The sequence below is a fragment of the Streptomyces sp. NPDC001770 genome, assembly GCF_053596135.1.
The window spans coordinates 424,212-440,576 of the sequence record NZ_JBSFFN010000001.1 but is presented as its reverse complement, the minus strand read 5'-3'; the positions used below and the strand labels follow the sequence as shown (position 1 = coordinate 440,576).

Sequence of the window (16,365 nt, the reverse complement as noted above, 5' to 3'; positions counted from 1 at the left end):
GAGTTCTCCGTGCCCGCCTCTCCTTCATCCAGTGCGCAAGCAGCCCGTGAGGCGCTTGCCGTGGGGTTGCAGCATCTCCGCAGGGATGCCGGTCTCACCGGGAAGGAACTCTCCGCCCGGTGCGGCTGGCACCCCTCGAAGAGCACCCGCATCCAGAAGGGCGACGTTCCACCCTCCGACGCCGACATCCGCATGTGGTGCGCGGCGTGTGGCGCCGACGACCAGGCCGACGATCTCATCGCCACCGCCCGAGCCGTCGACTCCATGTACGTGGAGTGGCGTCGCCTGCACCAAGGCGGCATGCGCGGTGTCCAACAACACTGGAACACCCTGCACGAGCGCACCCGCATCTGCAGGGTCTACGTCTCCAACGTTCCACCCGGGTTCTTCCAGACCCCTGGCTTCGCAACCGCCCTCATGGAGCGAATCACCGCCTTCCAGGGCACTCCGAACGACATCACCGAAGCCGTCGCTGCCCGCATCGCCCGTTCCCGCTTCCTCTACGAGGGCGGTCACCGGTACGTCGTACTGATGGAAGAGTCGGTCCTGCGCTACCGCACCGCCGGCCCTGACGCCATGCGCGGTCAGCTGCGCCATCTCCTGGCGGTTATGCCACTTGCCTCCGTCTCACTGGGCATCATCCCGTTCACCGTGCAGCGCGCCGTGTGGCCGCTGGAGGCGTTCTACCTTCACGACGACGCCCAGGCCGTGGTGGAGACGCTTACGGCGGAGATCAAGGTCACGCAGCCTCGCGAGATCGCTGACTATGCACGGGCGTTCGCCGGCCTCGCAAAGATGGCCGTGTACGGCGATCCAGCGCGTGCCCTGATCCAGGACGCGATCAACGCCCTGGAGTGAATCTCCGCAATTGCCCGCAACTTCGTTGAGGGCGCGGATCGCCGATGCGTAGCGTCGTACGCACCAACGGACCGCCGGGCGGAAAGGCGGCACCCATGCGCGCTCCCGGCGGGTCCATGACTCCCGAGTGCGCGATGTACGGCACCGCGCCTTGGACCTTCCGGACCGGGCGGGCACCACTCGACACCGAGAGGGGCACCACTATGAGCACCGCAAGCACCGAATTGCGCCGATTCCTGACCATCACCGGCCGACGCTTCAAGGACGGCCTGTCGGCACCCGAGATGTTCTCCCCGGCCGTGGACGCGGCCTGGCACGACCTGCTCGGCACCTCCACGTACGAGGCCTTCTGCCAGGAGACCGCCGGCCAGTCGATCGGCCACGTCTCAAACAGCGGCCACGGCCCGATCTCCTGGGTGAGCGCCTACGAGGAGGCATATGGACCGTTGCCGGAGATCTGGTTCACCGATGCCGACGGCCACGTGAATCAGGACACGCTCGCCCACTACAGGGCCACCGGCACCGTGGTCGCCGAGTGGGACTGCGCCCCGACGGGCGGGGATGCCGACGAGGTCGCACCCGACCGGCCGCAGACCAACCACCGGTGACCAATTCCCGCTCCACCGCAGCGCTCCGGCCCACCGCCGGGGCGCTGCGCCTCATCGAGGCCGGCAGCACCCGCCCGACGACCGTGGACATCGGCGACTACATCCGTCGGATGACCGAGCACTGCCCCTACCTCGCGCCCTCGCTCGAACGGGGCCTGACGACTTGGACCGTCTACCGCGTAGCCGGTGACGCCGACGCCGAGGGGGTCCAGGCGGAGCTGTTCCACGCAGGTGCGGAGGCTGCGGAAAGGCTGCGGCCTCTACTGAACCGGCCGAACGGGCTGCTGCGGTGCGAGAACGTCGTCCTACTGGGCAAGGTGCCCGGCACCTTGCACCGCGAGCTGATGGCCTGGCCGCACTGGGTACTGAAGAACCTGTACGGGCCCGTCGGGGTCATGTTCGGCAAGTTCTACGCGGGCGAGGAGGAGTTCACCGCGAGCGGTGCGCGAGTCCCTCCCGCCCCCGCCTCGTTCCTCCCTGTGAGGGCCGCTGTACGCCACCGAGACCCGCGCTTCCTTCACGCGACCCCGGATCTGGCCGCCGCTCTCTCGACGGCCGCTGACGATGGCCGCGACGTCTTCGAGAGCGTCCCCACCCTGTGGAAGGAGATCCGCACATGGTCCTGCCAGTTCCTCCCCCCGGCGAGGCAATCGACATCCTTACCGGGCACATCGGCCGAATCGACCACATCGGCGATCCCACCTCGATCCAGCTCCTGACCGACCGGCGCGGCTCGCGGGCCTGGCGAGTCCGAGGGCTCCTGGGGACGGTCGCGTTGAAGGCCAACAACCCCGACAGCAACAACTCCGATGCAAGGGCGACCGAGATGGCGCAGGAGGACAACCACCTCCTGCGCCTGACCACAGCCGGCGCCCTCGATCCCGGCTATCGCATCGATGCCGGCACCTTCGACGGCGGAAGGTGGCTGGCCGTCGACTGGATCGACGGCGCACCCCTGTGGCGAGCCCTCGCCCCCGCCCGCAGCCCCGAAGGAGACCACGCCTCGGTCCGCCCCTGGCTCTTGGGCATCGCCCGTACCTGGGCGGAACACCTTGCCCGAATGCACACCGCAGGATGGGCCCACGGCGACGTCCAGCCCACCAACACCCTCGTCGCCGACGACGGCCGCACCACGGTCATCGACTACGCCCTCGCCTGCGGTCCCGTCGGGCCGCCCCGCCTGCCTTACCGTGGCGCGCTCACCCACACCACTGCCCCCGAGATCGCCGCCGCGATTCTCGACACCCCCTCCGAGACTCACATCCAAGCGCAGCCGGCCGCCGACATCTGGAGCCTGGGCGCCTCCCTGTTCTGGTCCTGGACCGGCCACCGGCCCGTCGCCTACGACGACACCACCGACCGGATCGAGAAGCTCGCGGTCATCGCCAAAGGCACCACCACCGCATTCTCCGGCGTCCGGCCGTGGCTGTTCCCCGAGTTCGAGGATGCCATCGCCGCGTGCCTGGCACCCGATCCCACCGACCGCCCGACCGCGAAGGAGCTGACCGCCGCGTGGTGACCCTGCGGCCCATGAGCGTCGAAGACGCCCCCGGACTCACCCGCATCTATAGCGGCGCCTCCGTCCGACACACCACCGGCAGGGTCCTCACTCTCGACCAGGCCCGCGAAAAGATCCGCGCCGCCCTCGAGAGAGCCACCGAACGTCCTCGCGCTCAGTGGAGTTGGGGCATCCTCAACGAGGAAGAGCTGATCGGCCTGATCGCCCTACGCCGACGATCCCCGTCCACGGGCACCCTCAGTTACATCCTCCGCGAGGACACCTGGGGCAACGGTTACGCCACCCATGCCGCCCGGCAGGTCGTCGCTGTCGCGTTCACCACCGCCGGGCTGAATCGGCTGGAAGCCATGCATCACCCCGACGACCCTGCCTCCGGACGCGTCCTGACCAAGGCCGGGTTCATCCACGTCGGCGTGTGCACCCGACGCGCGAGGGATGGAAGTACCGCGCCGCACGAGGTGTACGCCCAGCAGCGCGACAGCATCTGAGGTAGCAGAACGCGTGCGACTCCGCCGTGACGGGCGGCCGGTTCACGAAACTCGCTCGGGATCGAGCAAGCCCACACGCGCCGACCGCGCCACTCACGGGTCCCGTCGCACCGGGTCCTGCCTGCCGGGACCCGGTGCGACGGGACCCCGTTTTCCGTGTCCTGGAGAGCAGGGACACGGCGCTTCGGGACTCCAAAAGCTTGAAAGAACTTGAGAAAGAACCAAACCAACCCCCCTCCCCCACCGGCCGGTTCGAGGGCCGGTCCACCGTCCTCGGCGTGTCCTCACCCGGACGGGTGAGTTTCGGCAACTCGGCTGGAGTTTCGCCTGGTTGGCAGGCATATGCTCCCCCCAGCAACAGGGGCATCCGCCCCGCACCAGACATAGGACGGCCCCCGCCGGGACTGGCATCCCGATCGAGGGCCTGACCAACCAGGAAGAACGACGCTTCCCAATGGATACCCATGAGGTTAGCGCGCACCCGCGCGCCCAGACAGTGGTCATCGACCGCAGTCGCACCCGGACCACCGGACTTTCACACGTGACCGTCCCGCTCACCAGCGAGTTCGTGGTGGTCGGCAACCACCTGGCGCAGCACCCCGAGCTCTCCCTCGTCGCGATCGGCATCTCGGTCCACATCCAGTCGCTGCCACCCGGCCGACGGGTGGGCATCAAGGCGCTCGCCGAGCGCTTCCAGGAAGGCGCCGAGACCATCGCACGGGCCATGCGGGAGCTGGAGCGGTGCGGGTACCTGGACCGCCCCCGGGACCGGGTCGGCGAGGGCCGGTTCATGACGCGGACGATCGCGTACAACCACCCCGACGCCGCCTACCAGGACCGCGCGTCCCGGAAGGCCCTGGCCGAGCTCAAGGCGTCCGAGCGGAAGGCGTCCACCCGGACGGCACTCGGGCGGAAGTCCGCCTCCGTTCCCCGTCAGCGGGCGGGCGCCCCGGCCCCTGCCCAGCGCCACGGCACCCGGGCCGCGCACGGACGGCGCGGTGCGCAGCATCGTCCCGTACGGGAGATGTGCAGGGCGGCCGACGCGCTGCGGGAGCTGTGGGAGCCGGGGATGACCGCTACGGAAGCGCCTGCTGCCGAGGTGCCCGCCGAGGCTCCGCCGCCTGCCCCGGCCGAGGCTCCGCCGCCGCCCGACGCCGTACCCGCCCCGCCTGCCGTACCCGCGCTGCCTGCCGTACCCGAAGCCGAAGTTGCCGCCCCCGATACCACCGTCGCCGCACCCGACGCCTCGACCATCCGCGCCTCCCTCTCCCGGCCCGTTCAGCCGCCCGCACCCTCGGCCGCCGAGCTGGAGCGGCACGCCACCGCCGTCGCGCTGCTCAGTGGGCTGCGGGGCAGGGACGAGCGGCTGAAGCTCAGCGAGAAGGACGTGGCGAAGCTCGCGCCGTCCGTCGGCGTCTGGCTGGAACGCGGAGTGGAGCTGGACACCCTGTACCGGGCGCTCCTCGACGAGCTGCCCAAGGTTGTGAAGTACCCGGTCAAGTTCGTCGGCCGCCGACTGATCGACCTCCTGCCCCCGCCGCTCCCCGCCGATCGCGGTCCCGGCCACCCCCACGGCCGCCGAGAGGCGCCCCGTAAGCCCGCCGTCACGCCCCTGCAGAACTGCGACAGCTGCGACCGGGCGTTCCGCTCCCCAGACCCGGGCCGCTGCCGCGACTGCCGCACGGACTGCGCGGAAAGTACGGACTGCGCGGGGAGCACGGACGGCGCGGGGAGCACAGGCAGCGCGGGACACCCGTGAGCCCCGGCCCCGGATGCTGCCGCCGCCCGCCCGCCGGGCTGGGCAGACGGCCCCACCCTTCCTCCTCCGTAACCCGCTGCGGCGGAGATTTCCACGGACCAGCATGACCGCCATGGACCGACCGAGGCACGTCATCGAGTGCGGAGACTTCGTCCCGCGCCGCTGGCGGGGGCCAGAGCGATTTCGCCGGGGTGTTCACGTTGATCGAGGAGTCTTCGGCCCTGGTCGCCGAGATGTTCACCTTGCCGGAAGTGGAGTACGTGGAGATCGCGCACGACCTGTCGAACACCTCCAGCGCCGCGATACCGAGGCGGTGGGGGTTCACCGAAGTCCCGCGCGAACAGGGAGTGACACCCACGGCTCCCTCGTGCAGCGGGATCGATGTGGTCCGGCGGCTCCACCGTCCTGCATCACCCCTACGAAATCCCGTCGCCGCCCCGCCCCGCCGCTGCGTAGAGTGACGGTCGCTTTTCCATCAGACCGGGGGCCCGACCGCATGCGTACGCCGTATCCGCGCACCCCGCACCTCCCCTGGTCGCCGGGCGCCACCTCCGACGACGTGCGGGTGGTGGACCTGGCGGCGCTCGCCGGGCGCGAGGTCGTCGTGACGGAGAAGCTCGACGGCGAGAACACCACGCTCTACGCGGACGGGCTGCACGCCCGCTCGCTGGACTCCGCGCACCACCCCTCGCGGGGGTGGGTGAAGGCGCTCCAGGGGCGGATCGGTTCCGGCATACCGGCGGGGTGGCGGGTGTGCGGCGAGAACATGTTCGCGCGGCACTCGATCCCGTACGACCGGCTGGACAGCTTCTTCTACGGCTTCTCCGTCTGGAACGGCGACGACGGCGACCGCTGCCTCGACTGGGACCGCACCACCGCGTTCCTGCGCGGCCTCGGCATCCCCGTACCGCCGGTGCTCTGGCGCGGGGTGTTCGACGCACGGGCGGAGAAGGCGCTGCGGAGACTGGCGCTCGACACCGGGCGCCAGGAGGGTTACGTCGTACGGCCCGCAGCCGCCTTCGGGGCCGACGAGTTCGGGCGGGTCGTCGCCAAGTGGGTGCGGCCGGGACATGTCACGACGGACACCCACTGGATGCACGCGGGGGTCGTCCCGAACGCGCTGGGCCCGTCCGCCGCCCTGTGGAACGTACGCTCAGGCGGCGCGGTCGACGCGGACGCCCTGTGCGAGGCGCTCCCCCCGATGGACACGTCAACCGCGCCCGACGCCCGCACGGCCCGCGCCATGGGCGACAGCACGGGCGCCGACGGCTCCGCGCTCTTCGGCGACGAGCGGCTGGCCGGAGTCCTCGCGGGGCTGCTGCACCGCGACCGCCGGACCTCGGTCGCGCCCCGGCTGGCCCCGGTCGTCGGGCTGGCGTCGGCCGTGCGGGTCGCCGATCTGGTGGGGCTCCACCGTTCGCTGCACCGCCCGTACCCGGACGAGGGGCGCCGGACCGGGCTGACCCGCATGTCCTGGGCGGCCGACCTGCCGGCCCTGCACGCGCTCGCGGCCGCGACCGCCCCCACGGACGAGGCGCGCGGGTACGTCGAGTGGTCCGCGCTCCACGCCGAGGAGGTCCACGAACCCGCCGGGCTGCGCGAGGTGTTCGACGGGCTGGAGCCGGACGCGGCCGACCGCTGCCGGGCCGAGGCCCGCGAGGCGTACGCGCTGGGGCGGATCTCGACCGCCGAGGAGGCGGTCGCCGCGACCTGGCGGCTGCGGTCCGGCGACTTCCCGCGCCTGGTGCTGATGTGCGGGCCGTCCGGGAGCGGGAAGAGCACGTACGCCCGCGAACTGCCCGGCGTCACCACCCGCATCGCCCTCGACGACCTGCGCGAGGCGCGCGGCGACCGGGCCGACCAGAGCGCCAACGCCGAGGTGCTGCGGGAGGCGCTGGACCGGCTGGACCGGGCGCTGGAGCCCCGTACGACGACGGTCTGGGACGCCACCTCGCTCACCCCGAGACAGCGCGCGTTGCTGCACGCCGCCGCCGCGCGCCGGGACGCGATGGTCACGCACGTGGTGGCGGTGGTGGGCGCGGAGGAGCTGGCCCGCCGCAACACCCGCCGTACCCACCCCGTGCCGCCGCGGGTGCAGGAGGCGCAGCTGCGGCGGTACGTCCCGCCCTACCCCGGCGAGGCGCACCGGACCTGGTACCTGGGCACGAGCGGGACGGTGGAGGCGAGGGCCTGATGCGGACGAGCGACGAGATCTACCACCGGATCCGGTGGGACGCCCGCTTCGATCCGGCGCGGTTCACGATCGGGGTGGCGCAGCGCGGCCGGGAGCCGAAGCGGGTGCCGTTGCCGCGTTTCACGCCGGGCGGGGAGATTCCCTGGCACCGGGTGCTCTTCTTCGAGGCGGACGGCGAGACGGTGTGGGACCGCGCCTCCGGCCTGGACCGGGTGGACACGGCGGAGGCCGGGCGGGTGCGCGAGGCTCGGTTGCTGCCGTCGCCGTACTTCGCCGCCCGGACCCCGCACAAGTTCGACGGCCGGGCGTGGGCACCCGCACCACCTCGGGCCGAACCCACCCTCCCTGCGGCCGGGTTGACCGTGCTGACGTGGAACACGCTCTGGGACCGGTACGACTCCGAGCACATCGCCACCGACCGCCGCCGCCCGCTCCTGCTCGACGCGCTGCGGGCCGCCGACGCGGACGTCATCGCCCTCCAGGAGGCCGAACCGGCACTGCTGGACCTGCTGGCGGGCAGTGCGTGGGTCCGGGAGGAGTACGCGTTCGGGGCCGCCCTCGACGGGCGGGAGGTCGCCGACTGCGGGCTGCTGCTGCTCAGCCGGCTGCCGGTACGCGAGGCCGGGTGGCATCCGCTGGGACGGCACAAGGCGGTCGCGGCGGTCGTCGTGGAGACGGCGGACGGGCCCGTCACCGTCGCGGTGACCCACCTCAGCAGCGACCACTCCCCCGAGGGAGCGGCCCGCCGCGACCGTGAACTAGCCGCCCTGGCAATGGGGTTGGCGGACCTGGCGGGAGACCTCCTGGTGGTCGGGGACTTCAACGACGGCGGTGCGAACCCGCAGTCCCGGCTCGGCCTGACGGACGCCTGGACGACCGTCCACGGCCCGGACGACCGGACCCCCACCTTCGACCCCTCGGTGAACCCGCTGGCCGCCGTGGGCTCGCTCACCGGCCGCGTCTCACGGCTGGACCGGGTCCTCCACCGCCTGGGGCGGCTCGGCCCGGTGGCGGCCGGGCTGGTGGGCACCGAGCCGGACGCGACCGGGCTGTACGCCTCGGACCACTTCGGCGTACGCGTCGAACTGGCCCCGGCCGGTGCCGAAGCACCCGCCCGCGCAGGCGAGTCGGTCCTCCACCGGGTGGCGGAGGCGCTGCCCGGCGGGAGCGTGCACCTCGTCGGTTCGCGGCGGACCGGCGGTGCGCTGCCCGGCGCGGATGTGGACCTGGTGGCGGCGCTGCCCGCCCCGGTCGGCGCCCGGGCGCTGGGTCGTCGGCTGCCGGACGCCGAGGACGTGCGGGAGGTGGTCGGGGCCCGGGTGCCCGGACTGCGTTTCGTCCTCGACGGCGTACCGGTGGACCTGGTGACGGTCGTCCCGGACAAGGTGCCCCCTGCCGAAGCGGTCGAGCGGCGCGAGGAGCTGGGCGCCGCGGCGGCCGTCGCGCTGAGCGCGGTGAGCGACGCGGAGGCGGTGTGCGCGGCGACGGCCCCGTACCGCCAGGCGTTCACCGGGCTGGCCCACGACGTGAAGGCGTGGGCGCGGGCGCGCGGGCTCGACTCGGCCCCGAGCGGCGGGCTGCCGGGCCTCGCGTGGACGGTGCTCGCGGTCCGGACGGCCCACGCGGCGGAAGCGGCCCGCGCGGCCGGCACGGCGGGGACGGCCAGGCCGACGCGTACGGCGCTGCTGCGGCGGTTCTTCGCGCAGTGGGCGGAGTGGGACTGGGCCCGGCCGGTGGCGTACGCGGACGGCCCCGAGGCCCCCCGTACCGGTGACGCCATCACGATCCTGACGCCGACCGCCCCCGTACGCTCCTGTTCCACGCAGGTGTCGGCGGCCGGCCGGGACCTGCTCGCCGAGGAGCTGTTCCGGGCGTGGGAGGTGCTGGACGCGGTGGCGGACGCCGAGCCGGTCCCGTACGCCCGGCTCTGCGCCCCGCCGCCGCTCCACCTGCGCCACACCGCCTGGGCGCTGGTCTCCGTCCGCGAGGGCGCGGACGAGGGCCGCTTCCGTGGGCGGCTCCTGGCGCTCCTCGACGCCCTCGCCCGGTCCGGCTCCCCCGACGCCCACGCCTGGCCGCGCCCGGTCGCCGGGGGCGCGGACCCGGGGTACGTCCGGTACGCCGTCGGGCTCGGCGCCACTCCCCCGGACGCGCGGCGCCTCACGGAGATCGGCGCGGAGATCCTGCGCGGGCTGCCCGGCGCCCGGGTGAGCCGGCAAGCGGCGCCACCGCGGCTGGGCTGAGCCACGCGGACCGCCCGCTCCCCCGGGCCGAGGCCCGCCTCCGTCCCCACCGGGCCGAGGCGCGCAGGCCGCCGTCTCCCGCTCGCGTGGCCGACTTCGCCGACCGGACGCAGGATGGATGCTCCCGGGGGGAGTGGCGCTGCTACGGCCCGACAGGAGAAAACGATGAGCAACGGTGTGTACCTGGCCTACGACTATCCGGTCCTCGGCGCCTTCTGGACCGCGATGTGGGTCTTCATCTGGGTCCTGTGGCTGGTGCTCCTCTTCCGGATCATCGCCGACATCTTCCGCGACGACGACATGAGCGGCCTCGCCAAGACCGCCTGGCTCCTCATCGTCATCGTGCTGCCCTACATCGGCGTCTTCGCGTACGTCATCGCCCGGGGCAGGGGCATGGGCCGCCGCGAGCACAAGCACGCGAAGGACCAGCAGCACGCCTTCGAGACGTACATCCGCGAGACGGCGGGCGGCTCCGCCACCCCTGCCGAGCAGCTGTCCAAGCTCTCCGAGGTGCGGGCGCGGGGCGACATCTCGGACGAGGAGTTCGAGCGGGCCAAGGCGAAGATCATCGGCTGACGGCCGCCGCACAGCACCACCGGCGGGCCCGGTTACCTCCCCGACGCGGGGTTCATGCGGAACCGGGCCCGGCGCGGCGCGGCGCTGGGGTCAGCTCAGCCCCTGGCCCACTCCGCGACCGTGACGACCTCGGCCTGCCTCGGGAACACCTTCTCCGTCAGGACCTGGTGCACCTCCGGGTCGCCGTCCGCGCAGGCGTCCGAGAGAACGGTGAGCCGGTAGTCGAGGTCGGCGGCCTGGCGCACGGTCGACAGCACCACCCCGCTGGTGGCGATACCGGCGAGGACCAGGTGCTCGGTGCCGCCGGCCCGCAGCACCATGTCGAGGTCGCTGCCCGCGAAGGCGCTCACCCGCCGCTTGACGACCACGATGTCCTCCGGGCGGGGCTCCACCCGGGGGTGGATCGGGTTGGGGTCCACGCCCGCGGGCGCCGCCTGGCGCCCGGCCAGGCCGGCGAACATCTTGTTCCGCGGGTGGATCTCGGGAGCCCCGGGACGGAACCCGACCGTCACGTGGATCACCCGCATCCCCTCGCCCCGGGCGTGCTCGACGGCCTCCTCCACCCGGTCCAGGTAATCCGGCCCGGCAAGCCGCTCGACGATGAGCTTCTGGACGTCCATGATCAGCAGGGCCGCGCGCTCGGACATCGGGTTCCTTCTCTCGTACGGGAGCCAACGGGGGCCGACGAGAGCCACCGAGGGGCAGCAGGTCCGACGGCTGCTCGTCGGGGCGACGGTACTGCGCCCCTTTCCTCAACTCCCCGCAGGGGTGCCGGTCGCGGCACTACATACTTGCCGGATGAACAACAGCACCACCGCCGTCGCCTGGGCCCTGCGCCCCGCACTCCCCGGCGACCTGGAGACCATCGCGGACCTGCGCGCCGAGGCCATGCGGCCGGACCTGGAGCGCCTCGGGCGGTACGACGACCGCCGGGTACGCCAGCGGCTGCGCGACGCCTGGGCGCCCGAGCACACCTCGGTCATCGAGGTCGACGGAGCCTTCGCCGGAAGCGTGACCCTGCGCCCCATCGAGCGCGGCCGCTGGCTGGAGAACTTCTACATCGCCCCCGAGGTCCAGGGGCGCGGCATAGGCACCGCCGTCCTCCGCTCACTGCTCACCCGCGCCGACGAAGCGGGCGCGGAGGTCCGGCTGATCGTCGTCCAGGGCAGCGCCGCCCGCCCGCTGTACGAGCGGCACGGCTTCGTCGAGGAGAGCCAGGACCCGATCGACGTGTACATGGTCCGACGGCCGGTCCGTAACGCCTCGGCGGCCGTCACCGACTGAGGCGTACCGCCCTGGGCGCTCCGGTGCGCGGGGCGCCTCCGGTCCGGGTGCGGTCGCGCGGATGGACCCGCCCGGATCATGGGCAGGCTCCCGTCGCCCGCGCCGCCCGCCCCGGTGATCCGGTCAACCGGAATCACAGATTCCAGGCACGTACGTGCGTACGAATCGGGCTACTGTCGCGGGGAGCGAGTCAAGGAGAAGCATGAACACCCGCATCCGGACCGGTGCACTCGTCGGCGCAGCCTCCGCCCTGCTGCTGGCCACCGCCTGCACGGCCGACGGAACCACCCCCTCCGTCTCGGTGGAGGGCAAACTCGGCACCGCGCAGATCAAGGGCAAGCCGCGCAGGGTCGTCGCGCTCGACAGCGCCAGCGCCGACATCGCGCTCTCCCTCGGCTTCAAGCCGACGGCCATGCCCACCGCCGACGAGGGAATACCCGGCGGCATCACGCCCTGGACGAAGAAGGCGCTCTCCGGCAAGCAGCCCCACCTGCTCCCGGCCGGCGGCGACGTGGTCGCCGAGGTCGCCTCGTACAAACCCGACGTGATCCTGGCGACCAGGGACCGCACCCTCGACCCCGTGTACGCGAAGCTCTCCGCCATCGCGCCCGTCGTCCACTACGTCAAGGGTCCCGACGCCGACCCCTGGCAGACGAGCACCCGCCTCATCGCCAAGGCGCTCGGCGTCAAGGACCAGGGCGCCCAGCTGATCAGCGCCGCCGAACAGACCGCCCTCGACGCCCGCGCCGCCTACCCCGCCATGTCCGGAACCCGCTTCAGCCTGCTGATCTCCCCCATGCCCCACGGGGTCGGCGCGGTGAAATCGCGCGAGGACACCTCCACGCGCGTGCTGCGCAGGCTCGGGATCAAGCTGAACGAGCTCATCGCCCTGCTGCCCGACGCCGGCGACCCGGCCCGCGCCTACCTCGACTACGCCGACGTCGGCCAGGCGGACACCGACATCGTCTTCGCCACCGGTACGACGGACGACCTCGCGATCCTGGAGAAGACCCCCGCCTTCCGGAAGATGCCGGCCGTCACCGAAGGCCGGTACATCCCGCTCGACCCCGCCCTCGCCCAGGCCCTCGCCGAACCGACCCCGCACAGCGTCGAATGGGCGGTGGCGGAACTGGCCCCGAGGATAGGCGCGGCAGCCCTGGCGGCCCGGCGGTAACGCGGTCCCCCGCCCGCCGGGCAGCACGGGACAGCACGGGACAGCACGGGACAGCACGCAAAAAAGAAGGGCCCCGTCCCACCGCTAGCGCGGCGGGACGGGGCCCTTCTCTGTGCTCAGTGAGGAGCAACCAGGTCAGACTCCCAAGTAATTACTTGAGGATCTTGGTGACCTGGCCGGCGCCCACGGTCCGGCCACCCTCACGGATGGCGAACTTCAGGCCCTCTTCCATGGCGACCGGCTGGATCAGCACGACGTTCATGACGGTGTTGTCGCCCGGCATGACCATCTCGGTGCCCTCGGGAAGGGTCACAACGCCCGTAACGTCCGTGGTACGGAAGTAGAACTGCGGGCGGTAGTTGTTGAAGAACGGGGTGTGACGGCCACCCTCGTCCTTCGACAGGATGTAGGACTGGGCCTCGAACTCGGTGTGCGGCGTGACCGAACCGGGCTTGATGATGACCTGGCCGCGCTCGACATCCTCGCGCTTGATGCCACGGAGGAGCAGACCGACGTTCTCACCGGCCTGGCCCTCGTCGAGCAGCTTGCGGAACATCTCGATGCCGGTGACCGTGGTGGTGGTCTTCTCCTGCTTGATGCCCACGATGTCAACGGTCTCGTTGACCTTCAGGACACCACGCTCGATGCGGCCGGTGACGACGGTGCCACGACCGGTGATCGTGAAGACGTCCTCGATCGGCATCAGGAACGGCTTGTCGACGTCGCGCTCGGGCTGCGGGATCGACTCGTCGACGGCGGCCATCAGGTTCAGGACCGACTGGCCCCACTCCTTGTCGCCCTCGAGCGCCTTGAGCGCCGAGACCTTGACGACCGGCAGGTCGTCGCCCGGGAACTCGTACTCGGAGAGGAGCTCACGGACCTCGAGCTCGACGAGCTCCAGGATCTCCTCGTCGTCCACCATGTCGGCCTTGTTCAGGGCGACGACGATGTACGGAACGCCGACCTGGCGGGCCAGGAGCACGTGCTCCTTGGTCTGCGGCATCGGGCCGTCGGTGGCGGCGACCACGAGGATGGCGCCGTCCATCTGCGCGGCACCCGTGATCATGTTCTTGATGTAGTCCGCGTGACCCGGGCAGTCGACGTGCGCGTAGTGACGCGACTCCGTCTGGTACTCGACGTGCGCGATCGAGATCGTGATACCGCGCTGGCGCTCCTCGGGAGCCTTGTCGATCTGGTCGAAGGCCGAGGCCTCGTTCAGGTCGGGGTACGCGTCGTGCAGCACCTTGGTAATGGCGGCCGTGAGGGTCGTCTTACCGTGGTCGATGTGACCGATGGTGCCGATGTTGACGTGGGGCTTAGTCCGCTCGAACTTCGCCTTCGCCACTGGGTCCTCCTGGGGAGTGGTTCTGTACGCCTTGCTTCATCGGCGCCAGGTGATCTTTGCTGGGATGCCGGAACCCGGGGCATCCACCGCCTCAGCTTTCGCATCGACGGTGAATGCCCACCAGGCTCCGGTGACAAGCCTAAAGCGTGAGCTCGGGAGAGTTACTCGCCCTTGGCCTTCGCGATGATCTCCTCGGCGACGTTCCGCGGAACCTCGGCGTAGGAGTCGAACTGCATCGAGTAGCTTGCGCGACCCGAGGTCTTGCTACGGAGGTCTCCGACGTAGCCGAACATCTCCGAGAGGGGCACGAGGCCCTTCACGATGCGAGCACCGTGGCGCTCCTCCATGGCCTGGATCTGGCCACGGCGAGAGTTGATGTCGCCGATGACCTCACCCATGTAGTCCTCGGGCGTGGTGACCTCAACGGCCATCATGGGCTCGAGAATGACGGGAGAAGCCTTGCGCGCGGCCTCCTTGAAGGCCTGCGAACCGGCGATCTTGAACGCGAGTTCGGAGGAGTCGACCTCGTGGTAGCCACCGTCGAGAAGAATGACGCGGACGCCAGTCATCTCGTAGCCGGCCAGGATGCCGAACTGCATGGCCTCCTGCGCGCCCGCGTCCACCGAGGGGATGTACTCCTTGGGGATGCGGCCACCGGTGACCTTGTTCACGAACTCGTACGAGGCGTCGCCGCCCTCGATCGGCTCGATCGCGATCTGCACCTTGGCGAACTGACCGGTACCACCGGTCTGCTTCTTGTGGGTGTAGTCAAGACGCTCGACGGCCTTGCGGATCGTCTCGCGGTACGCGACCTGGGGCTTGCCGACGTTCGCCTCGACCTTGAACTCGCGACGCATACGGTCGACGAGGACGTCGAGGTGGAGCTCGCCCATACCACCGATGATGGTCTGGCCGGTCTCCTCGTCCGAGTGAACCTGGAAGGAGGGGTCCTCCTCCGCGAGACGCTGGATGGCAACACCCAGCTTCTCCTGGTCACCCTTGGACTTGGGCTCGATGGCGACCTGAATGACCGGCGCCGGGAAGTCCATGGACTCCAGGATGACCGGGTTCTTGTCGTCACACAGCGTCTCACCGGTGGTGGTCTGCTTCAGGCCCATGACGGCGACGATGTCGCCGGCGCCCACCGCGTCGATCTCCTCACGCTTGTTCGCGTGCATGCGGTAGATCTTGCCGATGCGCTCCTTCTTGCCCTTGACGGAGTTCAGCACCGCGGTGCCGGCCTCCAGGCGACCCGAGTAAACCCGGATGAAGGTGAGCTTGCCGAGGTGCGGGTCGCTCGCGATCTTGAAGGCGAGCGCGGCGAGCGGCTCGTCCTCCGAAGGCTTGCGGGTGATGACCTGCTCGGCGTCGGAGACCGCGTGGCCCTCGATGCCCTCGACGTCCAGCGGCGACGGGAGGTAGCGGACGACCGCGTCGAGCAGGGGCTGAACACCCTTGTTCTTGAACGCGGTGCCACAGAACACCGGGGTGACCGTGGTGTCCCCACCCTTGCCGGAGGCAATGGTGATGCGACGGACAGCGGCGTAGATCTGCTCCTCGGAGGGCTCGGTGCCCTCGAGGTACAGCTCCATCATCTGGTCGTCGTTCTCGGCGACGGTCTCCACGAGCTTGCCGCGGTACTCGTCCGCGAGCTCCTGGAGGTCGGCCGGGATGTCGACGACGTCGTACATCTCGCCCTTGGACGCTTCGGCGGACCAGACCAGGGCCTTCATGCGGACGAGGTCCACAACACCCTGGAAGTCGGCCTCTGCACCGATCGGCAGCTGCATGACGATCGGGGTCGCGCCGAGGCGGTCCACGATCATGTCGACGCAGCGGAGGAACTCCGCGCCGGTCCGGTCGAGCTTGTTGACGAAGCAGATGCGCGGGACGCCGTAGCGGTCCGCCTGACGCCAAACGGTCTCGGACTGGGGCTCGACGCCGGCAACGCCGTCGAACACCGTCACGGCGCCGTCGAGGACGCGGAGCGAACGCTCCACCTCGACGGTGAAGTCCACGTGACCCGGGGTGTCGATGATGTTGATCGTGTGATCGACATCCTCGAGGGGCCAGTGGCAGGTCGTCGCGGCAGACGTGATCGTGATGCCGCGCTCCTGCTCCTGCTCCATCCAGTCCATCGTGGCAGCGCCGTCGTGGACTTCACCGATCTTGTACGAAACGCCGGTGTAGAACAGGATCCGCTCAGTGGTGGTCGTCTTGCCCGCGTCGATGTGGGCCATGATCCCAATGTTGCGGACCTTGGCCAGGTCAAGCGAAGTGGTAGCCATAAGGCTTCAGTCTTCTCTCGGTCTCGATG

14 protein-coding genes are annotated in these 16,365 nt (G+C 70.9%); 11 read left to right on the top strand and 3 right to left on the bottom strand.

Translation table 11 applies throughout. The features are described from left to right. Positions 1 to 9 precede the first annotated feature (9 nt). The 9 genes from ACWCSV_RS01925 (at position 10) to ACWCSV_RS01885 (ending at position 10,245) form a co-directional block, all read left to right on the top strand. Entirely contained in the window at positions 10 to 858 is an 849-nt protein-coding gene (locus ACWCSV_RS01925) for a helix-turn-helix domain-containing protein (protein WP_451137898.1), read from the top strand. A 203-nt stretch (positions 859 to 1,061) separates the two neighbouring features. Further along, positions 1,062 to 1,466 carry a hypothetical protein gene (locus ACWCSV_RS01920; protein ID WP_451137897.1) on the top strand — a complete coding sequence of 135 codons (405 nt, stop codon included), beginning with the start codon at positions 1,062 to 1,064 and terminating at the stop codon, positions 1,464 to 1,466. Continuing rightward, on the top strand, positions 1,463 to 2,185 hold the full coding sequence (locus ACWCSV_RS01915) for a DUF6875 domain-containing protein (RefSeq protein WP_451137896.1): 723 nt from the start codon (positions 1,463 to 1,465) through the stop codon (positions 2,183 to 2,185). Before ACWCSV_RS01920 ends, ACWCSV_RS01915 begins: the two co-directional genes overlap by 4 nt. Further along, a complete protein-coding gene (locus tag ACWCSV_RS01910) occupies positions 2,083 to 2,985 on the top strand; it encodes a protein kinase domain-containing protein (RefSeq protein ID WP_451137895.1) in 903 nt (300 codons plus the stop codon). The genes ACWCSV_RS01915 and ACWCSV_RS01910 overlap by 103 nt, the downstream gene beginning before the upstream one ends. Before the next feature lie 11 nt (positions 2,986 to 2,996). Continuing rightward, entirely contained in the window at positions 2,997 to 3,473 is a 477-nt protein-coding gene (locus ACWCSV_RS01905) for a GNAT family N-acetyltransferase (protein ID WP_451137894.1), read from the top strand. 541 nt (positions 3,474 to 4,014) lie between these two features. Further along, positions 4,015 to 5,232, top strand: coding sequence for a hypothetical protein (locus tag ACWCSV_RS01900; RefSeq protein ID WP_451137893.1), 1,218 nt, complete (start codon positions 4,015 to 4,017; stop codon positions 5,230 to 5,232). 496 nt (positions 5,233 to 5,728) lie between these two features. Beyond that, positions 5,729 to 7,426, top strand: a complete 1,698-nt coding sequence (locus ACWCSV_RS01895; RefSeq protein ID WP_451137892.1) for an RNA ligase family protein — start codon at positions 5,729 to 5,731, stop codon at positions 7,424 to 7,426. Then, positions 7,426 to 9,669, top strand: coding sequence for an RNA repair domain-containing protein (locus ACWCSV_RS01890; RefSeq protein WP_451137891.1), 2,244 nt, complete (start codon positions 7,426 to 7,428; stop codon positions 9,667 to 9,669). Before ACWCSV_RS01895 ends, ACWCSV_RS01890 begins: the two co-directional genes overlap by 1 nt. A 165-nt stretch (positions 9,670 to 9,834) precedes the next feature. Next, positions 9,835 to 10,245: a PLDc N-terminal domain-containing protein gene (locus ACWCSV_RS01885; RefSeq protein WP_451137890.1), complete on the top strand. Its 411-nt coding sequence runs from the start codon at positions 9,835 to 9,837 to the stop codon at positions 10,243 to 10,245. Positions 10,246 to 10,340: 95 nt separating this feature from the next. Here the strand turns inward: ACWCSV_RS01885 and ACWCSV_RS01880 are convergent, their stop codons facing one another. Next, positions 10,341 to 10,892 carry a cysteine hydrolase family protein gene (locus ACWCSV_RS01880; protein WP_451137889.1) on the bottom strand — a complete coding sequence of 184 codons (552 nt, stop codon included), beginning with the start codon at positions 10,890 to 10,892 and terminating at the stop codon, positions 10,341 to 10,343. A 151-nt stretch (positions 10,893 to 11,043) separates the two neighbouring features. Between ACWCSV_RS01880 and ACWCSV_RS01875 the strand changes: the two genes are divergently transcribed. Both ACWCSV_RS01875 and ACWCSV_RS01870 read left to right on the top strand, forming a co-directional pair. Next, entirely contained in the window at positions 11,044 to 11,529 is a 486-nt protein-coding gene (locus ACWCSV_RS01875; RefSeq protein WP_451137888.1) for a GNAT family N-acetyltransferase, read from the top strand. Between the two features lie 202 nt (positions 11,530 to 11,731). Continuing rightward, the gene (locus tag ACWCSV_RS01870; protein WP_451137887.1) at positions 11,732 to 12,703 is read left to right on the top strand and encodes an ABC transporter substrate-binding protein; all 972 of its coding nucleotides are present in this window, start codon (positions 11,732 to 11,734) and stop codon (positions 12,701 to 12,703) included. Between the two features lie 151 nt (positions 12,704 to 12,854). Here the strand turns inward: ACWCSV_RS01870 and tuf are convergent, their stop codons facing one another. Together tuf and fusA are read right to left on the bottom strand one after the other, a co-directional pair. Further along, positions 12,855 to 14,048, bottom strand: coding sequence for an elongation factor Tu (tuf, locus tag ACWCSV_RS01865; RefSeq protein ID WP_327176205.1), 1,194 nt, complete (start codon positions 14,046 to 14,048; stop codon positions 12,855 to 12,857). Positions 14,049 to 14,209: 161 nt separating this feature from the next. Continuing rightward, positions 14,210 to 16,336 carry an elongation factor G gene (gene fusA / locus ACWCSV_RS01860; protein ID WP_451137886.1) on the bottom strand — a complete coding sequence of 709 codons (2,127 nt, stop codon included), beginning with the start codon at positions 16,334 to 16,336 and terminating at the stop codon, positions 14,210 to 14,212. Positions 16,337 to 16,365: the final 29 nt, after the last annotated feature.